The sequence below is a fragment of the Cobetia crustatorum genome (assembly GCF_000591415.1).
In the GTDB taxonomy this organism is placed as follows: domain Bacteria; phylum Pseudomonadota; class Gammaproteobacteria; order Pseudomonadales; family Halomonadaceae; genus Cobetia; species Cobetia crustatorum.
Window position 1 is genome coordinate 56,830 of the sequence record NZ_JEMF01000019.1, and the last position, 16,576, is coordinate 73,405.

13 protein-coding genes are annotated in these 16,576 nt (G+C 58.1%); 5 read left to right on the forward strand and 8 right to left on the reverse strand.

The window, feature by feature from the left end; translation table 11 throughout:
• Nucleotides 1–12: 12 nt before the first annotated feature.
• The 3 genes from rapZ (at nucleotide 13) to mgtE (ending at nucleotide 2,836) form a co-directional block, all read left to right on the forward strand.
• Nucleotides 13–924, forward strand: coding sequence for an RNase adapter RapZ (gene rapZ, locus BF12_RS0105110; protein WP_024951341.1), 912 nt, complete (start codon nucleotides 13–15; stop codon nucleotides 922–924).
• Nucleotides 917–1,186 carry an HPr family phosphocarrier protein gene (locus tag BF12_RS0105115; protein ID WP_024951342.1) on the forward strand — a complete coding sequence of 90 codons (270 nt, stop codon included), beginning with the start codon at nucleotides 917–919 and terminating at the stop codon, nucleotides 1,184–1,186. Before rapZ ends, BF12_RS0105115 begins: the two co-directional genes overlap by 8 nt.
• Before the next feature lie 294 nt (nucleotides 1,187–1,480).
• A complete protein-coding gene (mgtE, locus tag BF12_RS0105120) occupies nucleotides 1,481–2,836 on the forward strand; it encodes a magnesium transporter (RefSeq protein WP_024951343.1) in 1,356 nt (451 codons plus the stop codon).
• Between the two features lie 148 nt (nucleotides 2,837–2,984).
• Here the strand turns inward: mgtE and pmbA are convergent, their stop codons facing one another.
• Nucleotides 2,985–4,364 (reverse strand): metalloprotease PmbA, encoded by a 1,380-nt coding sequence (gene pmbA / locus BF12_RS0105125; RefSeq protein WP_024951344.1) that lies wholly within the window; start codon nucleotides 4,362–4,364, stop codon nucleotides 2,985–2,987.
• 76 nt (nucleotides 4,365–4,440) lie between these two features.
• On the opposite strand from pmbA, the gene yjgA reads away from it, so the two are divergent.
• Entirely contained in the window at nucleotides 4,441–4,944 is a 504-nt protein-coding gene (gene yjgA / locus BF12_RS0105130; protein WP_024951345.1) for a ribosome biogenesis factor YjgA, read from the forward strand.
• A gap of 157 nt (nucleotides 4,945–5,101) precedes the next feature.
• On the opposite strand, the gene tldD is transcribed toward yjgA, so the two are convergent.
• The 7 genes from tldD to BF12_RS0105165 form a co-directional block, all read right to left on the reverse strand.
• Nucleotides 5,102–6,562 carry a metalloprotease TldD gene (gene tldD, locus BF12_RS0105135; protein WP_024951346.1) on the reverse strand — a complete coding sequence of 487 codons (1,461 nt, stop codon included), beginning with the start codon at nucleotides 6,560–6,562 and terminating at the stop codon, nucleotides 5,102–5,104.
• Nucleotides 6,559–10,794 carry a YhdP family phospholipid transporter gene (locus BF12_RS0105140; protein WP_156941135.1) on the reverse strand — a complete coding sequence of 1,412 codons (4,236 nt, stop codon included), beginning with the start codon at nucleotides 10,792–10,794 and terminating at the stop codon, nucleotides 6,559–6,561. The genes tldD and BF12_RS0105140 overlap by 4 nt, the downstream gene beginning before the upstream one ends.
• Before the next feature lie 152 nt (nucleotides 10,795–10,946).
• Nucleotides 10,947–12,410, reverse strand: a complete 1,464-nt coding sequence (gene rng / locus BF12_RS0105145; protein ID WP_024951348.1) for a ribonuclease G — start codon at nucleotides 12,408–12,410, stop codon at nucleotides 10,947–10,949.
• 130 nt (nucleotides 12,411–12,540) lie between these two features.
• Nucleotides 12,541–13,245, reverse strand: coding sequence for a Maf family protein (locus tag BF12_RS0105150; protein WP_024951349.1), 705 nt, complete (start codon nucleotides 13,243–13,245; stop codon nucleotides 12,541–12,543).
• A gap of 132 nt (nucleotides 13,246–13,377) precedes the next feature.
• Nucleotides 13,378–13,860: a rod shape-determining protein MreD gene (mreD, locus tag BF12_RS0105155; protein ID WP_024951350.1), complete on the reverse strand. Its 483-nt coding sequence runs from the start codon at nucleotides 13,858–13,860 to the stop codon at nucleotides 13,378–13,380.
• Nucleotides 13,860–14,783, reverse strand: coding sequence for a rod shape-determining protein MreC (gene mreC / locus BF12_RS18770; RefSeq protein ID WP_024951351.1), 924 nt, complete (start codon nucleotides 14,781–14,783; stop codon nucleotides 13,860–13,862). The genes mreD and mreC overlap by 1 nt, the downstream gene beginning before the upstream one ends.
• Before the next feature lie 106 nt (nucleotides 14,784–14,889).
• Nucleotides 14,890–15,927 carry a rod shape-determining protein gene (locus tag BF12_RS0105165; protein WP_024951352.1) on the reverse strand — a complete coding sequence of 346 codons (1,038 nt, stop codon included), beginning with the start codon at nucleotides 15,925–15,927 and terminating at the stop codon, nucleotides 14,890–14,892.
• 267 nt (nucleotides 15,928–16,194) lie between these two features.
• Between BF12_RS0105165 and gatC the strand changes: the two genes are divergently transcribed.
• Nucleotides 16,195–16,482, forward strand: coding sequence for an Asp-tRNA(Asn)/Glu-tRNA(Gln) amidotransferase subunit GatC (gatC, locus tag BF12_RS0105170; RefSeq protein ID WP_024951353.1), 288 nt, complete (start codon nucleotides 16,195–16,197; stop codon nucleotides 16,480–16,482).
• Nucleotides 16,483–16,576 lie beyond the last annotated feature (94 nt).

Consider the following 16,576-nt stretch of genomic DNA (forward strand, 5'->3'; position numbering starts at 1 on the left):
TGGAGAGCATTCATGAAGATCGTGATCATCAGTGGCCGCTCTGGCTCCGGTAAATCGATCGCCCTTCAGGCCTTGGAAGACATTGGCTACTATGCCATCGATAATCTTCCCGGCATGCTGCTGGCACCGCTTGTCGAACAGCTAGAGAAAGACAGTCCTACACGTCGTCGCATCGCGGTATCCATCGATGCACGCAATCTTCCTGATGCCCTGACGCGTTTCCCTGAGCTGCTCGACGATGTACGTCAGAGTGGCATGGACGTACAGGTCGTCTATATCACGACCGATTCCCGCGTGTTACTGGAGCGCTACTCCGCCACACGCCGTCGTCACCCGCTGACACGCGATAACGACCGCACCCTGGCAGAAGCCATCGAGATTGAGCAGCAGACGCTAGCGCCTATCCGCGAGAAGTCTGACCTCATCATCGATTCAACCAGTTTGAGCGTGCATGACTTGCGCTCACGCATTACCGAGCAAGTCGCGCAACATAGTTCTCGCCACCTGACTCTCACGTTTGAGTCTTTTGGCTTCAAGCACGGCGTCCCTACTGATGCTGACATGGTGTTCGATGCGCGCTGCCTGCCCAACCCCTACTGGGATATCAATCTGCGCGCCGATACCGGCCGCGACGCAAGCGTTGTGGAATTCCTCGAACACTATCCCGACGTACAGGCGATGCACGATGATATCGCCGGCTGGCTAGAACGCTGGCTACCGGCATATCAGGCCAGCAATCGTAGCTACCTGACGGTCTCGGTCGGTTGTACTGGCGGACAGCATCGCAGTGTCTATCTATGTGAAAAGCTTGCTGCTCATTTTGCAGCATTACTGCCGGAAGTCCGCTTGCGCCACCGTGAACTCGGTATTCATACCGCGCTCAATGGAGCAGATGCGCAAGGGGATGGGGATGGCGATGCGTAGTCGCGAGCTGACACTGACCAACAAACGCGGCCTGCACGCTCGAGCCGCAACCAAGTTGGTCAACTGCTGCGCTCCTTTTGCAGCGACAGTCATGGTCAGCCACGGAGAGCGCCGCGCCAATGCCACCAATGTCATGGCGTTATTGATGTTGGCGGCCCCCTGCGGCACATCGCTGATAATCGACGTTGAGGGCGAACATGCTGACGAGGCCATGATTGCCATCACAGCGCTATTCGAAGCTCGCTTCGAGGAGGACGAATAAGCGCCGGCCTTGTCACGATGATACTGCCGCGGCACCTCTTTCGCCTCTTTCACTCCTCCTGCGCCCCCCTCCCTGTTTCTGACTATCTCTTCCGCCTGTCCTCTCCCCCCGCATTTCCGTATCGCCTTTCTACTCATCTATACCTGATCACGTCATTGACCAAGGGCTAAACCTCTTCTTCGTGAGCGACTATTGTCCTTTTGATAAGAAACACTGTTTTCTTTTATCGACTAGACCCCCTGCGCCAATGGTAGAATCAACGCTGTCCTTAATGTCGACAGGGGAAGCCGACGGATGAGCAAGACGTCACGTAAAATCAAGCCAAAACTCGACCGCTTGTCACAGGCGCTGGAAAACGGCGAGCTGGATCAGGCAAGGCGCATGCTCAATCGTGGCCTGGCACCCGTCGACGTCGCTCACCTGCTCGAGTCGTCGCCGCCCAAGGAACGTAACCTGCTATGGGAGCTGGTCGACGCCGAATTACAGGGTGATGTCCTCCAGTACCTTGGCGAGGATATCCAGACCGACTTCCTGCGCGATATGGACGCCGTAGATGTTCTCGCGGCGACCGAGAACCTGGAGCCGGATGACGTAGCTGACATCCTCCAGCGACTGCCGAATGCAGTGATTCTCGAAGTCCTCGACTCGATGGAAGCGCAAGAACGCCAACGCGTCGAGACGGTATTGTCCTTCCCCGAGGATACTGCCGGCGGCCTGATGAACACGGATACCATCACTATCCGCCCGGACATCACCCTCGATGTAGTACTGCGCTATATTCGCCGTCACGAACGCCTACCGGACTCTACCGATACACTGCTGGTCGTTTCACGACGTGATGAATTCATCGGTACCCTGCCCATCAATCGTTTGCTGGTGTCTGACCCCAGCGTTACGGTGCGCGAGGTAATGGATACCGATAGCGTAGTGATTGCTGCTCTGATGCCAGAAACTGAAGTCGCTTCGCTGTTCGAGAAACACGATTTGATCTCGGCGCCCGTGGTAGGCGGCGACGGCAATCTACTCGGGCGTATTACCATCGATGACGTAGTCGACGTCATCCGCGGCGATGCCGAGCATCAAGTAATGTCGATGGCGGGGATGGATGAGGACGAAGATACCTTTTCACCCGTACTACGTACCTCTTGGCGCCGCGCCATCTGGCTAGGCATCAATCTACTGACGGCCTTCATGGCGTCAGCCGTCATCGGTATGTTCGAAGGCACTATCCAGAAGATCACGGCGCTCGCCGTACTGATGCCGATCGTCGCCAGCATGGGGGGCATCGCGGGCTCTCAGGCACTGACAGTATTGATCCGTGGTATCGCACTAGGTCACGTCAAAAGCGGCAATGTCCGCTGGTTGCTCAAACGCGAGATCATCGTCGCTGTGCTCAACGGCATGCTATGGGCTGTAGTGGTTGCCGGCATTGCCATTGCCTGGTTTGGCGATATTCAACTAGGGGCCATTATCGGCGCGGCCATCATGATCAACCTGGTCATCGCTGCCGTGACGGGGACCCTGCTGCCGGTTTTGCTCAAGAAGCTTAGTATTGATCCGGCGCTTTCCGGTAGCGTCATCCTGACGACCGTGACCGATGTGATCGGCTTCATGGCGTTTCTCGGCCTCGCGACCTGGCTCTATCTATAACGAGTTTTACCTGCGACACCAGCATCGTGTATCAGCCCCCCGCTGCCAGACAGAAAGACAAAAAGGCCGCCCCTCATCGGGGCGGCCTTTTTTTATCGACTCAATCGCACGTGACTTACAGCTCAGACGCTGCTTCGTGCCTTAAGCTTTACTCACCTTCAAGCTCGCCTTCCTCATCACCGGCTTCCGACATGCCCGCCACCGTCATGTTTCCAATCAGCCAGCTACCGCAATGAATACTACCGCGAGTGTCAACATCATCACCGATCGCGAGCAGGTTCGCTGCCATGTCGCGCAGATTACCCGCGATGGTGAACTCTTCCACAGCATGCTGGATCTGGCCATTTTCGATCCAGAAACCAGACGCGCCGCGCGAGTAGTCACCCGTCACACCATTCACGCCCTGCCCCATCAATTCAGTGACCAGTACGCCAGTGCCCATTTGGGCTAGCATGGATTCCAGCGAGGTCAATGGTGCCTCGAGACGGACATTGCGCGCACCACCAGCGTTACCAGTGGTCTCCATACCCAAGCGACGAGCACTATAGGCACTGAGCATGTAGCTTTTCACCTTGCCATCGGCAAAGTAGACATTGTCACGTGTCGCCACGCCATCGTTGTCGAAGGCTGCGCTGGACATGCCGCCCACTTCACGTGGCTTCTCACAGATAGTGAGCCATTCCGGGAAAAGTGGCTGCTCCAGGCTATCGCACAGGAAGCTCGATTCACGGTACAAGGCACCGCCGGCAATTGCCGACAGATAGTGGCCCACGAGCCCAGCGGACATTTGCGGATCAAACAATACCGGCATACGACCCGTCGCAACCTTGCGAGCGTTCATACGCGCAAGTGTACGCCGCGCCGCTTCACGACCCACCTCTTCTGGTGAACGCAGATCGACCGGATTACGCACGCTGGTGTAGTCATAGTCGCGCTGCATGCCCTGGTCATCCTTGGCAATCAGCATGCAGGACATCGAGTGACGACTGCCGCACTGGCTGGCGAGGAAGCCGTGGCTGTTGCCATACACTTGCACGCCTTCACCGCTGGAGAAGCTCGCACCTTCAGACTGAGCAATCCCTTCTATCGCCAACCCCGCACTCTCACAGGCCAAGGCCAGATCCGTCGCTTCATCGACGCTGATCGCCCAAGGATGATGTGCATCCAGATCCGGGAATTCAGTGGCCATCAGCTCAGCAGGGGCCAGTCCGGCAAAGCTATCCTCGCCGGTGTAATGCGCAATGGAGATCGCTTTCTCGACAGCAGCACTGATCGACTCACTGCCGGCATCCGAGGAAGTGGCACTGCCCTTGCGATTACCGAGATAAACCGTCACGCCGATACCTTGATCGCGTGACAGTTCAACGGTTTCTACCTCGCCATCACGCACCGAAATACTCACGCCTTGATCGACGCTAGCGCCGACCTCACAGGCGTCGGCACCCAGCGTGCGGGCCAGCTCAAGAGCTTCACTGACACGACGCTCGAGCAGTTGTTGCTGAGCAACGGCATCAAAGGCCTGGCTCATGATGTTCTCCTTCTGAGGAGACGGAGCGCTGGCAGTGCTATACTGCCGCAAATTTCCCCGACTCGTTGGAATTGGCATGCGTAAAGAAAGACCTGTGGAGCTCGCCGAGCGTCCCAGCAAATCCCAGTTGAAGCGTGAAATGATCGAGCTGCAGGCACTGGGCAAGCAGATCATCGAACTGCCGGCCGGTCAGCGCGACAAGTTCCCGCTCTCTGATGACATGCTGGCCGCCATCGACGAATCTCACCGTATTCGTAGTCACGAAGGACTGCGTCGTCACATGCAGTACGTCGGCAAGCTGATGCGCAAGGAAGATCTCGATGCAGTGCGTGCCGTCTTCCAGGCCATGGAGCAGCAAAACGTGCGTCGTGATGCATCCTTCCAGCGCCTTGATCGCTGGCGTGATCGCCTGCTCGACGATGACGAGGCTTTCGTGATATTCGTTGAGGATTATCCTCATGTAGACCGTCAGGCACTGCGCCAGCTGATTCGTAATGCACGTGCCGAGCGTGATGCAGGCAAGGAACCCAACAGCTCCAAGAAGCTGTTCAAGCTGCTACGTGCAGAGCTAGATCTGTAACAGAGCAGTTCTTCACGTATTGCGTCATCAACGCCGCAGTGGTCATCCCACTGCGGCGTTGTCGTCTCTGATTCAAGCAGAAGCACTTGGCTTGTTACACGACCTGCCTCTCACAGGATCTGCCTGCCACACGACCAGTTCGGCGCGACCCACGCAATCAGGACTGGGTTCCACCGACCGTCAGCTCATCAAGCTTGAGAGTTGGCTGACCCACGCCTACCGGTATTGACTGACCGTCCTTACCACACACGCCGACGCCAGTATCCAGCTCTAGATCATTGCCGATCATCGAGACACGCCCCATCGCTTCCGGCCCATTGCCGATCAGGGTCGCGCCCTTGACCGGTGTGGTCACTTTGCCATCTTCGATCAGGTAAGCCTCACTGGCAGAGAATACGAAACGCCCGGAGGTGATATCGACCTGACCGCCACCGAAGCTGACTGCGTAGAGGCCACGCTTGACGCTCTTGATGATTTCCTGCGGATCGCGATCGCCACCCAACATGTAGGTATTGGTCATGCGCGGCATCGGCAGGTGAGCAAAGGACTCGCGGCGAGCATTACCCGTCGGTGCCATGCCCATCAGGCGTGCATTGAGCTTGTCCTGCATGTAACCGGTCAGGATGCCGTCCTCGATCAGCGGCGTGTACTGGCCCGGCGTGCCTTCATCATCGACGGACAATGAGCCACGACGATCTGCCAGCGTCGCATCATCGACCACGGTGACGCCGCGTGCGGCAACCTGCTCGCCCATGCGACCGGAGAACGCTGAGCTACCCTTGCGGTTGAAGTCGCCTTCCAGGCCATGGCCGACGGCTTCATGCAGCAGTACGCCTGGCCAGCCGTTACCCAGCACGACAGGCATCTGGCCAGCAGGCGCATCGACAGCCTCCAGATTGACCAATGCCTGGCGCACCGCCTCACGGGCATAACGCTCGGCAACATTCTCATCACGCAGACGCGTCAACGGGAAGCGACCACCGCCACCGGCACTGCCCCGCTCACGACGACCATTACGCACTGCGATCACACTGATGTTGAAGCGTACTAGCGGGCGTAAGTCAGCAGCCAGAGTGCCATCGCTGGCACGTACCATGATCACTTCATAGAGCGCCGACAACGAGGCCGAAACCTGGCTGATGGATGGATCAAGGCTACGCGCAATACGATCCGCCTCTTTCAGCAGTGCGACCTTTTCTTCAGCGCTCAAGCCACCCAGCGGATCGATACCCGCATAGAAGGCCGGTGCTTCAGTGATGATGGAGCGTGCAACGGTGCCGCTGCTGCCACTGCGTGAGATACCTGCTGCCGTGCGACCGGTATCGGCAAGCGCCGCCGCATCAATTTGATTGGAGTAGGCAAAGCCCGTCTTCTCGCCAGCCAGTGAGCGTACGCCCACACCGCCGTCGATGTTGTAGCTGGCATCCTTGACGACGCCATCTTCCAGCACCCAGCTCTCCTGCCAGATACGCTGGAAGTAGAGATCGGCATAGTCGGTGCCCGGCCCCATGGCATGGGCCAGACCAGCATCAAGATCATCCAGGCTAAGCCCGCCCGGGGTCAGCAACAGGGCCGCGGCATCGTCCAGCACACGACCGGAACTCGCAATTTGCGTCATTCGGCACTTTCCAGAGTAATGTTCGGGTCGCCCCAGGGGCCAGTTACCCGATAGTGAATTTGCGTCACCTTATCGATGAAGCGGCCGAAGATCTTGTCGGCCACAAAGAGCGCGCCGCCCACGGCGGGCGCACCTGCCAGCACAGCGGCCAACGGTAGATTCTGGCTAACCGGTACTGTGATGGCCATGCGTTGATCAAGGGTACCGCGAAGCAGGTCAACCTGCCCATTGAGCGTCACGGTGGTAGATGGTGCCTCGATACGCAAGGGGCCATCGTTTTCAAGACGTCCATCATAAAGCGTCGCTGCGCCACGCACCTTGTCAAAGGCCGTACCCTTATCGGTGACATCCGAGAAGTCTAGCGCCAGGCGACGCAGCAGGTTATCCACATTGACGAGTCCCAGCAGGCGCGCCGAAGCCGAACCAAGATTCATGAAACGACCATTATCCAACTTGACCTCAAGTCGCCCGCTGGAGCGCGACAACGCAAAGTCCTGCGGCGCGCCCGGCCAGGCCAGCTTGACCTCGGCACGCGCACGCTCTGCCTCTACTCCTCGTGGCTGCGACAAGCGCACCAGCAGATCACCCACATCGCTGCCATCAGCTGACAAACGTGCGCGCGTCAGACTATTAGTGCCTGCATCCTCCCAGGTCACACTGCCCTGCGCCGTGATCTTGCCCAACGTCACGGAGAGCGGTGAAACCGTCAGATGCTTTTGATCGGACTGCCACTCGGCACTGATCGGACCTAGCTGTTGCTCGCGCCAGATCAGATGTGCCAATCGCAAACTGCCAGCAGGAAGATCCGACAGCGCTGTCGGATAAGGCGTTGGCTCAATACCGGTTGCCACAGCCTCGGTAAAATTACTCGGTGCGGCAGCCACTTCTCCTTCATCTGCTGGCCATAAGGCATCAAGATTGAGAGTGTCGAGATCCAGAATCAGTGGCCGTGCAGCTCCTGGCTGCCAAGCCATCTCACCACTAGCCAGCTGGCCATCAAGTGTTGCACCAAGTCCCACCCCTTGCTGCTGTGAGCTTTGACGTGGTGTGGCTTCCAGCGCCATCGGCCCCGTACACTGTGCCTGAATCACCAGGCAGTCCGTGGCGATGCGCAGATGATTCAGCGCTCGCAGTGACTCACCGCTCGCGGCACTGTCCTGGGAAGAAGTAGAATCATTCGACAGTGCACCAAACCACGGCTTCCATTGCACGGGAGACAACATGGGACTGCGCCAAGCGATATCCCAGCCAGTACGCGCTGGCCATTGTGGCTGGCTTGGCCAGCGCTCCAGCCATAGCTGACCCGTCATCGGTACCTGTTGGCCATCATCACGCACATTGCCGCCGCGCCAGCGTGCCCGTGCTCGATTGGCCAGCGTGATATCACCACCACCCTCGGCGAGCCCTACGTCAACGGCCAGTGGGACGGCAATGCCACGTGCCTTGCCGAAAGGCTCTGGCAGATTGATGGCAACATCCTTGAGATCACTCGACAGTATCAGACGCGCACCACTATCCGGCAGCATCAAGCGCGCCTGATAGTTGAACTCGCCACCCACCGCACGCGGTGTGCTACCGGTATCAAGCGCCTGCTGTGTATTCTGCGAAGCATCTCCCAATAGCGCCGCCGGTGCGCCTAGCCACTCAAGCGGCGGAGCCAAGGGTGCGCGTCCGGAGAAGGTCACAGCGCCCTTGGTCAACGAATCCGACTGACCAATATTGAGCGCAGCCTTTACCGCACCGCCAAACAGCTTACCGGTCAAGGTCCCCGTCAGCTGTTCTTGTTGACCCTCAGGCCTCGCCGGATCATGCAGGAAGTTCAGCGGCCCACGGATACTGTCAATGGCGATACCAGACTCGGGGAAAGCGAGAGTTGCCGGAAGGCTCTCACCGACCTTGCCCTTGACCGCAACGCGACTTTGCTCGGCATCCTCGAGCGGTACGCGTATATCAAGTGCAGCACTCAGTGAGCCGCTGCCCTGCCATTCACGTAGCAGTTCAGAGGTTTCCTCAAGCGGCGCATGACCCAGGAAATCAAACAGCGCCTGAACACTGCCGGTGATATCACCCGTGATGCCGAGCACATCGTCTCGCATCTCAACCTTGGCCTGTGTGACTGATAATGCCGCCGCCTTGCCCAACGAGATCATCGGCTGGGAGTGCGCCGCCGTGACACTGCCGTCCAGCTGATCATTATGTAACGCCAGTTCGCCTTTCAGTCCATTGAGTGCCGGCCAGCCCTCAGCGTAACCAAGCCGGCCACCCTCGATAGCAAGTTCAAGATCCAGCGCTTCGTCAGGGCCGTAGCTTTCATCTTCCTGGCCAGCGCCGTCCTCATCCCACACCTGACTCAGATGCAAACGTCCATGCGGCACACGACCCGCCACATCACGCGTCAGCCACTCGGTTAGCGAAGGATCGAGCACCTTCATCGGCAACCATTGCGATAGCGGTATCGTGAGCGCATCAACATCACGCATATCGAGATCAAGCTGGAAGCGATCAGCGTCATCGGTAGGGATCTGTAGCCCGAAACTACCGGCCACACTGGCGCTATGGCGTTGAATGTGAAGATCACGCCCACTGATACTGCTGCCCACATCATCAACCTGCCAGTCCACCACGCCATCCGCCGCCTCCAGCGACCAGCTGTCACCGAAGACTTCGGGAAAGTGGAAACGCATTCCGGGTGCACCTCGGAATGTAACGCTACCGCCGAGGCTTCCTCCATCACGGCTTGCTGCTGTCACCCATGCTGCCAATGGCCCCACACCCGGCGCACCCTCCCAAGGATCAACCTCGGCATTTTCAAGCCCCAGTGCCAGCCGCATCGTCATCGGCACATCATGCCCAATGCCGCCCAAGGCAAGCGATAGCCCTGTCGCTGAACCACGCGGTGAGAGCGTATCGAGAATATCGCCCAGCTCGCCAAGCGCCAGCACATGGCGCCAACGGGCGACGCGTTCAAGATCAAAGCCGCTGGTGACCAATGACAGACTGCCATCCGAGAGATCACCAGAGAGCGCTATACGCTCGGGCAGACTGGCGATTGCGGCGCCAATATCCTCGTCGACGTCTTCACTCGCCGTAGCAATACCTTTGAAACCTTCGCTCTTCTCGCCGGCATTCTTTGTATCAGGCGCTGCCGTGGGGTCATCCAGCTGTTGAGCACCAATCGAGAGCTGATTCAGCCAGGCTTGCCAGCGATCACTGCCACCCATGTCACGCAACCACTGGCCACGCGCATGGATGTTCTTGAGCGCCAACTGAGCACCGTCGTGATCAAGCGTCAGGCGGTTAAGATCCAGGCGCAGACGTGCATCTTCCAAGCGCGCCTTGCGCCAACGCGCCCATAGCGTTGCGTTGCCATCAGCATCACTCAGCATCAAGCTGTCACGCTCGCCCATCAGCCGCCCGACACTGGCCAACGCACCGGCATCCAGCTCCATCTGCAATTGCGCCGAATAATCGGCTAGTCCCTGCTGCCCTGGTACGACATCCAGCACAAAGCTGGCACCTGCCTGCAGGGTTTCTCCCACACGCACCTGCCCCTCAAGATGAGTACGGTCATCCTGCCCAGACAGCATCATTTCGGCGGCATTCAGGTTGAGCGTGTCATTACGACCATGCAGTACCAGTCGTACATCCTCGAGACGCACACGCTGACGCGCAAGCAGCGCCAGCCCTTGCTCTATCTCGTCGAGACTTATTTTCCCCTGTGGCTCAAGCGCCTCCGGCGGACGTGGCGGCCCCGGCCACCCCCAGCTGCCATCCTCACGCTGATAGAGATGTAGCACAACGCCAGTGGCAGTCGCACGATCAAAGACAGGCGCAAGATGGCGCAGGGAGGACAGAACATCGAGACGAGCATCCAGACTGGCAATACTCAGTAACGGTGCAGCATCCATCTCACTAGGGCGAAAAAGATTGAAGCCAGAGAGCATCACGGCCGGATCGAGATAGTCCATCCGCCCCAAGATAGAAGAAAAGCCGACGTTGGCGTTGGTCTGCGCGGCAATGAATTCGCTGACCGAGTCTTCACGGGCATCCAGCGTCGTTAGCCACCAGCGCATACCGCCAATCACCACCGCCAACAGCGTAAGCAATATGGCAATCGCCATCAGCAATGCACTCCATCCGCGCCGTTTACGCGAAGGAGACATCTTGGGGGGAGATGATGAAAGCTCGTCAGCGCCTTGCGGTGCTACCTCATCGGGGATAGGACGGGTCACTTGCAAATCTCCGAACAGACCAGGATGAACAATGCCCTTACCTTAACCAGCGTGTGCTGCCACACGCCTGATAGCACACTGCTCTGGCACTGCAACCTCCAGGGCCAGAGCATCGAGCATTTCAGTGTCGAGTCGTAGATACCGACACTCCATCACATGAGAACAATGTCATATTGCTCTTGAGTGTAATGCGTTTCGACCTGAAAACGGATGGTCTTGCCGATAAAGCTTTCGAGATCTGCCACCGAGGCAGAATCTTCATCCAACAGGCGATCCACGACATTCTGGGACGCCAGCACCATGTAGGTATCCGGACTATAGGCACGCTCTTCACGCATGATCTCGCGGAAGATTTCGTAGCAGATCGTTTCCGGCGTTTTAAGCGTGCCGCGGCCCTGGCAGGTCGGGCAGGCTTCACACAGGACTTGCTCAAGACTCTCACGGGTGCGCTTGCGCGTCAGCTGTACCAAGCCAAGTTCGGTGACGCCGGTCATCTTGTTCTTGGCATGATCACGCTCCAGCGACTTCTCGAGCACGCGCAGTACCTGGCGCTGATGCTCGGTCTCTTCCATGTCGATAAAGTCGATGATGATGATGCCACCAAGATTACGCAGTCGAAGCTGGCGGGCGATGGCGGTTGCGGCTTCGAGGTTGGTCTTGAAGATGGTCTCTTCAAGATTGCGATGCCCGACAAAGCCGCCCGTGTTGACGTCGATGGTCGTCATCGCTTCTGTCTGGTCGATGACGAGGTAGCCACCACTCTTTAGCTGGACCTTGCGCCCCATCGCCTTGTGGAGTTCATCCTCGACGCTGAACAGATCGAAGATCGGCCGCTCACCGGGGTAGTACTCGATGCGGCTTTCCATGTCCGGCATGAACTCGCTGGCGAACTCCTTCAGGCGCAGAAAGTTCTCACGAGAGTCAATGCGGACACGCTCGATCTCGTCACGCATGACGTCGCGCAGGGTGCGCATGAATAGCGGCAAATCATCGTAGATCGCGCTCGGCACCGCGGCCGTCAGGCGACGCTCACTGACCTTGCGCCATAGCCGCAACAGGAAGTGCATGTCCTGTTTGAGCTCTGCCTCGCTGATACCTTCCGCAGCGGTGCGCAGAATAAAACCGCCTGGCGCCTCAGGATCAAGTGCCATCAGGCAGCGCTCAGTCATCTCCTTGAGACGATCACGCTCGGCATCGCTTTCAATCCGCTGAGATACCCCGGTGTGTGGAGAGTCCGGCATATAAACCAGATAGCGTGACGGCACTGACAAATGTGTTGTCAGCCGAGCGCCCTTGGTGCCAATAGGGTCCTTGGTGACCTGAACCACCAGCGACTGCCCTTCACTCAGCAAGTCACGAATCGAACGCTGCTCATCATGCGGCGTATGTGCTGGCATCACCTCTTGAGCATGGATAAAGGCCGCACGTTCGAGACCAATATCGACAAAAGCAGCCTGCATGCCCGGTAGCACTCGTACGACCTTGCCGCGGTAGATGTTACCGACAATGCCGCGTCGCCCGCTGCGTTCAATGAACGCTTCCTGCAGGACACCATTTTCGACGACCGCTACGCGGGTCTCCATCGGTGTCAGGTTGATCAATACCTCGCCGCTCATAGCGCAAGTCCTTGTAAAGTCGTTGCTTGCGATTATGACATAGCAAGGTAGGCCTCGGCTGTGATCTATCGACTAAGGATTTTCTTCAGCGCGTATTTTCTGTCAACAGACTTTGGAACGACAGCATGCATCAGCCTTCCCAGCAGCCTATGTCTTGCGCCATCAGCATCCGCGAAGCCTCATATAGCGGCAACCCGACCACCGCGCTGTAACTGCCCTCCAGGTGACTGACGAACACGGCGCCCAGCCCCTGGATGGCATAGCCACCAGCCTTGTCGGCTGGTTCGCCAGTCGCCCAATAGCGTTTCGCTTCATCTGAAGTGATATGACGAAAAGTGACGCGGCTCTCGACCAGTTCAGCATCGCAGTGCGTGACGTCCTGCCCTCCAACGGTGCCACGACAGAGTGCGATGCCGCTCAATACCTGGTGACTGCGCCCTGACAGACTCAACAGCATCTCGCATGCATCGGCTTCATCACGCGGCTTGCCCAGAATCCTGCCCTCAAGCGCCAATGCCGTATCGGCACCCAATACCACTACGCCAGCACTGGATCGTACATGACCCTCCCACCTATCCGCCTGGGCACGGTAGCCGGTCTGTGCCTTCTCGCGCGCCATACGCAGCACGTAATGCTCTGGTGACTCACCCACCCGTGGAGACTCATCGATGTCCGCTGGCGCGACCTCGCAGGGCACACCAATACTGGCCAGCAGATCACGGCGGCGTGGCGAACCTGAGGCCAGTATCAATTGCGGCGATGAGAGAGTAGCGCCCCCTGCGGCACCAGAACTCAAACCAGAGTCAGAGACAGTGACGGAAATATCATGTGTCATGAATACCTCACGGATAGAGTGAATAGGGAAAATCGTGAGACAGCTTGCACGAGGTACTTAAATTGAACGTGACAGACAGCAAAAAGCCGCCCGTGGGCGGCTTTTCGTCATACTGAATACATGGCAGCAACATCAGGCTGTCAGTCGCCGGCGCAGCATCTGCAGCAGCGTATAGAGCCACGGCCACAAAGCCCCACCAATCACGGCCGATAGCAGGAAGGAGAGATCCACCGGCCCCGCACCAAAGATACTTCTGAGCCACTGATCCACCAGCTGAGCGATCCCCAGTACCACAATGACCAAGAAGGCCTGCTGCAATAATGAATAAGCACGAATCCGCTGATAGAGCAGCACACCCATGAAAGCTGTCAATGACAGTACTAGTGCATTGTGCCCCAATGGTGCGCCCTGCAGGACATCCAGCGCCAAACCAAAGGCAAAACCATGGACAACACCGACACTCTGTGGCGATACGATGCACCAGTAAACCAGCATCAGACCGAGCCACTGGGGACGCCAGATCAACCAGACATCCGGTAATGGCATCACCTGCAGGCACAGTGCAAGTAATAACGATAACCAGCACAGCAGCGTGGTCTGGGGACGAAAGGCCATCAGTTATTCTCCCCAGCGGCGTCGGCAGCCGCCTGTGCTTCCGTAGCGGCTTCAGCGGACGTTGCTTCGGCGTCCTTAGGTGCAGCGATATTATCGCGCGGCAACTCATCGAGACTGTCGCCGACATAGAGATTAGCTGCGTCGATCTCGGGCGGCATCTGGATCAGGAAATTGCGCGAACGTTCCAACTGGGCAACGGGTTCAGCGCTGACACGTGCAAAAGGCTTACCGGGATCGTGATAGACCTCAGTGACACGAGCCACTGGCAGGCCCCGCGGAAAACGCAGCGCAAGGCCAGAAGTCACCAGCAAGTCACCCACACGAATATCCGCGGTGTCCGGCACATGCAGCACATTCACCTGATCAATCTTGCCACTGCCCTGAGCGATAAAACGCAATCCATTACGATTCACTTCTACCGGCACAGCATGACTGGCATCACTGATCATCAGTACACGACTGTTATAAGCAGAGGTGGAAATGACCTGGCCAACCAGCCCATAAGCATCCAGCACTGGCAGTCCGATCCGCACACCATCCTGCTCACCTCGGTCAACGACCATGCGATGAGAGAACGGATCAGCATCCAGTGTCAGCAGCTGAGAGGTGATATAGGGGACGTCACTGCGCTGCCCGGCATTGAGTAGCTTGCGTAGGCGCGCATTCTCGGTGGACAGACTCGCCATGCGTTGCACACGGCTAGACAGATTAAGCAGCTGCTCACGCAGTGCCCGATTTTCGTCGGCAAGCTCCTGCTGGTCAGCAAACACCAGCGCGCCCCAGCTGAGGCCTTCGGTTGGCAGACTGACCACCCACTGCACAGGGGAAACCAGTGTCGCCATGCTGGCACGCACGTCGACCATCCAGCTGAAGCGATCTTCGGCAAACATCAACGCGAACGACAATACCGCGCACAACAGCATGCGATAGCCGGGCACGGGGCCACGCGTGAACAGGGGTTTGATAGCACTTCCTCCCACGGGCCGGGACCAGCCGTACAGTAAACATCATGCCCGGCCCCGGACGAGGTCAATCGCTCGACAGCAGCTCGAAGGTATGCTGATCGATCATTTCCAGCGCCTTGCCACCGCCACGCGCCACGCAGGTCAGCGGGTCTTCGGCGATGATCACCGGTAGCCCCGTTTCTTCTGCAATCAGCTTGTCGATATCACGCAGCAGCGCCCCACCACCGGTCAGCACCAAGCCGCGCTCGGCAATATCTGACGCCAACTCTGGCGGTGACTGCTCAAGTGCGCTTTTCACCACGGAGACAATTGCTGCCAACGGTTCCTGCAGCGCATCGAGAATCTCGTGGGAGTTGAGCGTGAAGGAGCGCGGAATACCTTCCGCCAGGTTACGGCCGCGCACGTCAATCTCGCGCAGCTCGCCACCCGGGTAGGCACAACCGATCTCTTCCTTGATGCGCTCAGCAGTCGCTTCACCGATCAGGCTGCCGTAATGGCGACGCACATAGGAGGTGATGGCTTCATCGAAGCGGTCGCCACCGATACGCACTGACTCGGAGTAAACCACGCCGTTGAGCGAGATGATGGCGATTTCAGTAGTACCACCCCCGATATCCACCACCATCGAGCCCATGGCTTCCTCGACGGGAAGACCAGCACCAATCGCGGCAGCCATTGGCTCCTCGATCAGATAGACCTCACGCGCGCCGGCACCTTCTGCCGACTCCTTGATAGCGCGCCGCTCGACCTGAGTCGACATGCACGGCACACATACCAGCACACGAGGGCTGGGCGTCAGGAAGGTGCTCTGATGCACCTTGCGAATGAAGTGCTGGAGCATCTGCTCGGTGACGGTAAAGTCGGCAATGACGCCGTCCTTCATCGGGCGAATGGCCGTGATATTGCCGGGGGTACGCCCCAGCATGCGCTTGGCATCGGCACCGACGGCCGCCACACTGCGTGTATTCCCGGATTGGCGAATGGCCACAACAGAAGGCTCGTCGAGCACGATACCGCGACCGCGCACATAAATAAGCGTGTTAGCGGTACCCAGATCGATCGAAAGATCGCTCGAGAACAGCCCACGTAAACGTTTAAACATGGAAGTTGATCACCTAGTCCAGACCGGAACCCTGTGCAGACGCGAACGGTACCATTGCCGCCCCATGGCGGCAAGCTGACACGCCTGCCAGAGCGACGCAGATGTGGTACATTTCACGACGGATCACACTGTGACAACGCCTTGGACCATAGGTTGCTACGCAACTGTCATCGCGTTGTTCACCAGGTGACGAGCCATCACATTCAGTTGAATGAAGCATGGCTGCCGTCACCTCAAAGCCTCTCGAAGCCAAGACAGGGAAACTTCATGGCCCTTGAACATTCAGATGTGCTGCGTGCCGCTCACCTCGCACGCCTGGGTCTTGCCTCGCAGGATGCCGAAGCCTACGTCGAGGATCTCAATCAGATTCTCGCCATGGTCGACCAGCTGCAACAGGTCAATACTGATGGCATCGCGCCACTGGCGCACCCATTGGAAGCAACCCAGCGTCTTCGCGCCGACGAAGTCACCGAGTCGAATCAGCGCGAACACTTCCAGCAGGTGGCTCCGGCCACCGAACAGGGGCTATATCTGGTACCCCGCGTCGTCGAGTAAACATGTTGGGACACCGATTGCTTATCGTCATGTGTCTTACCTCAGCTCAACGTCACGCGGCACGCCTCCCCGTCCGCCCCGGAATTTATGCTAG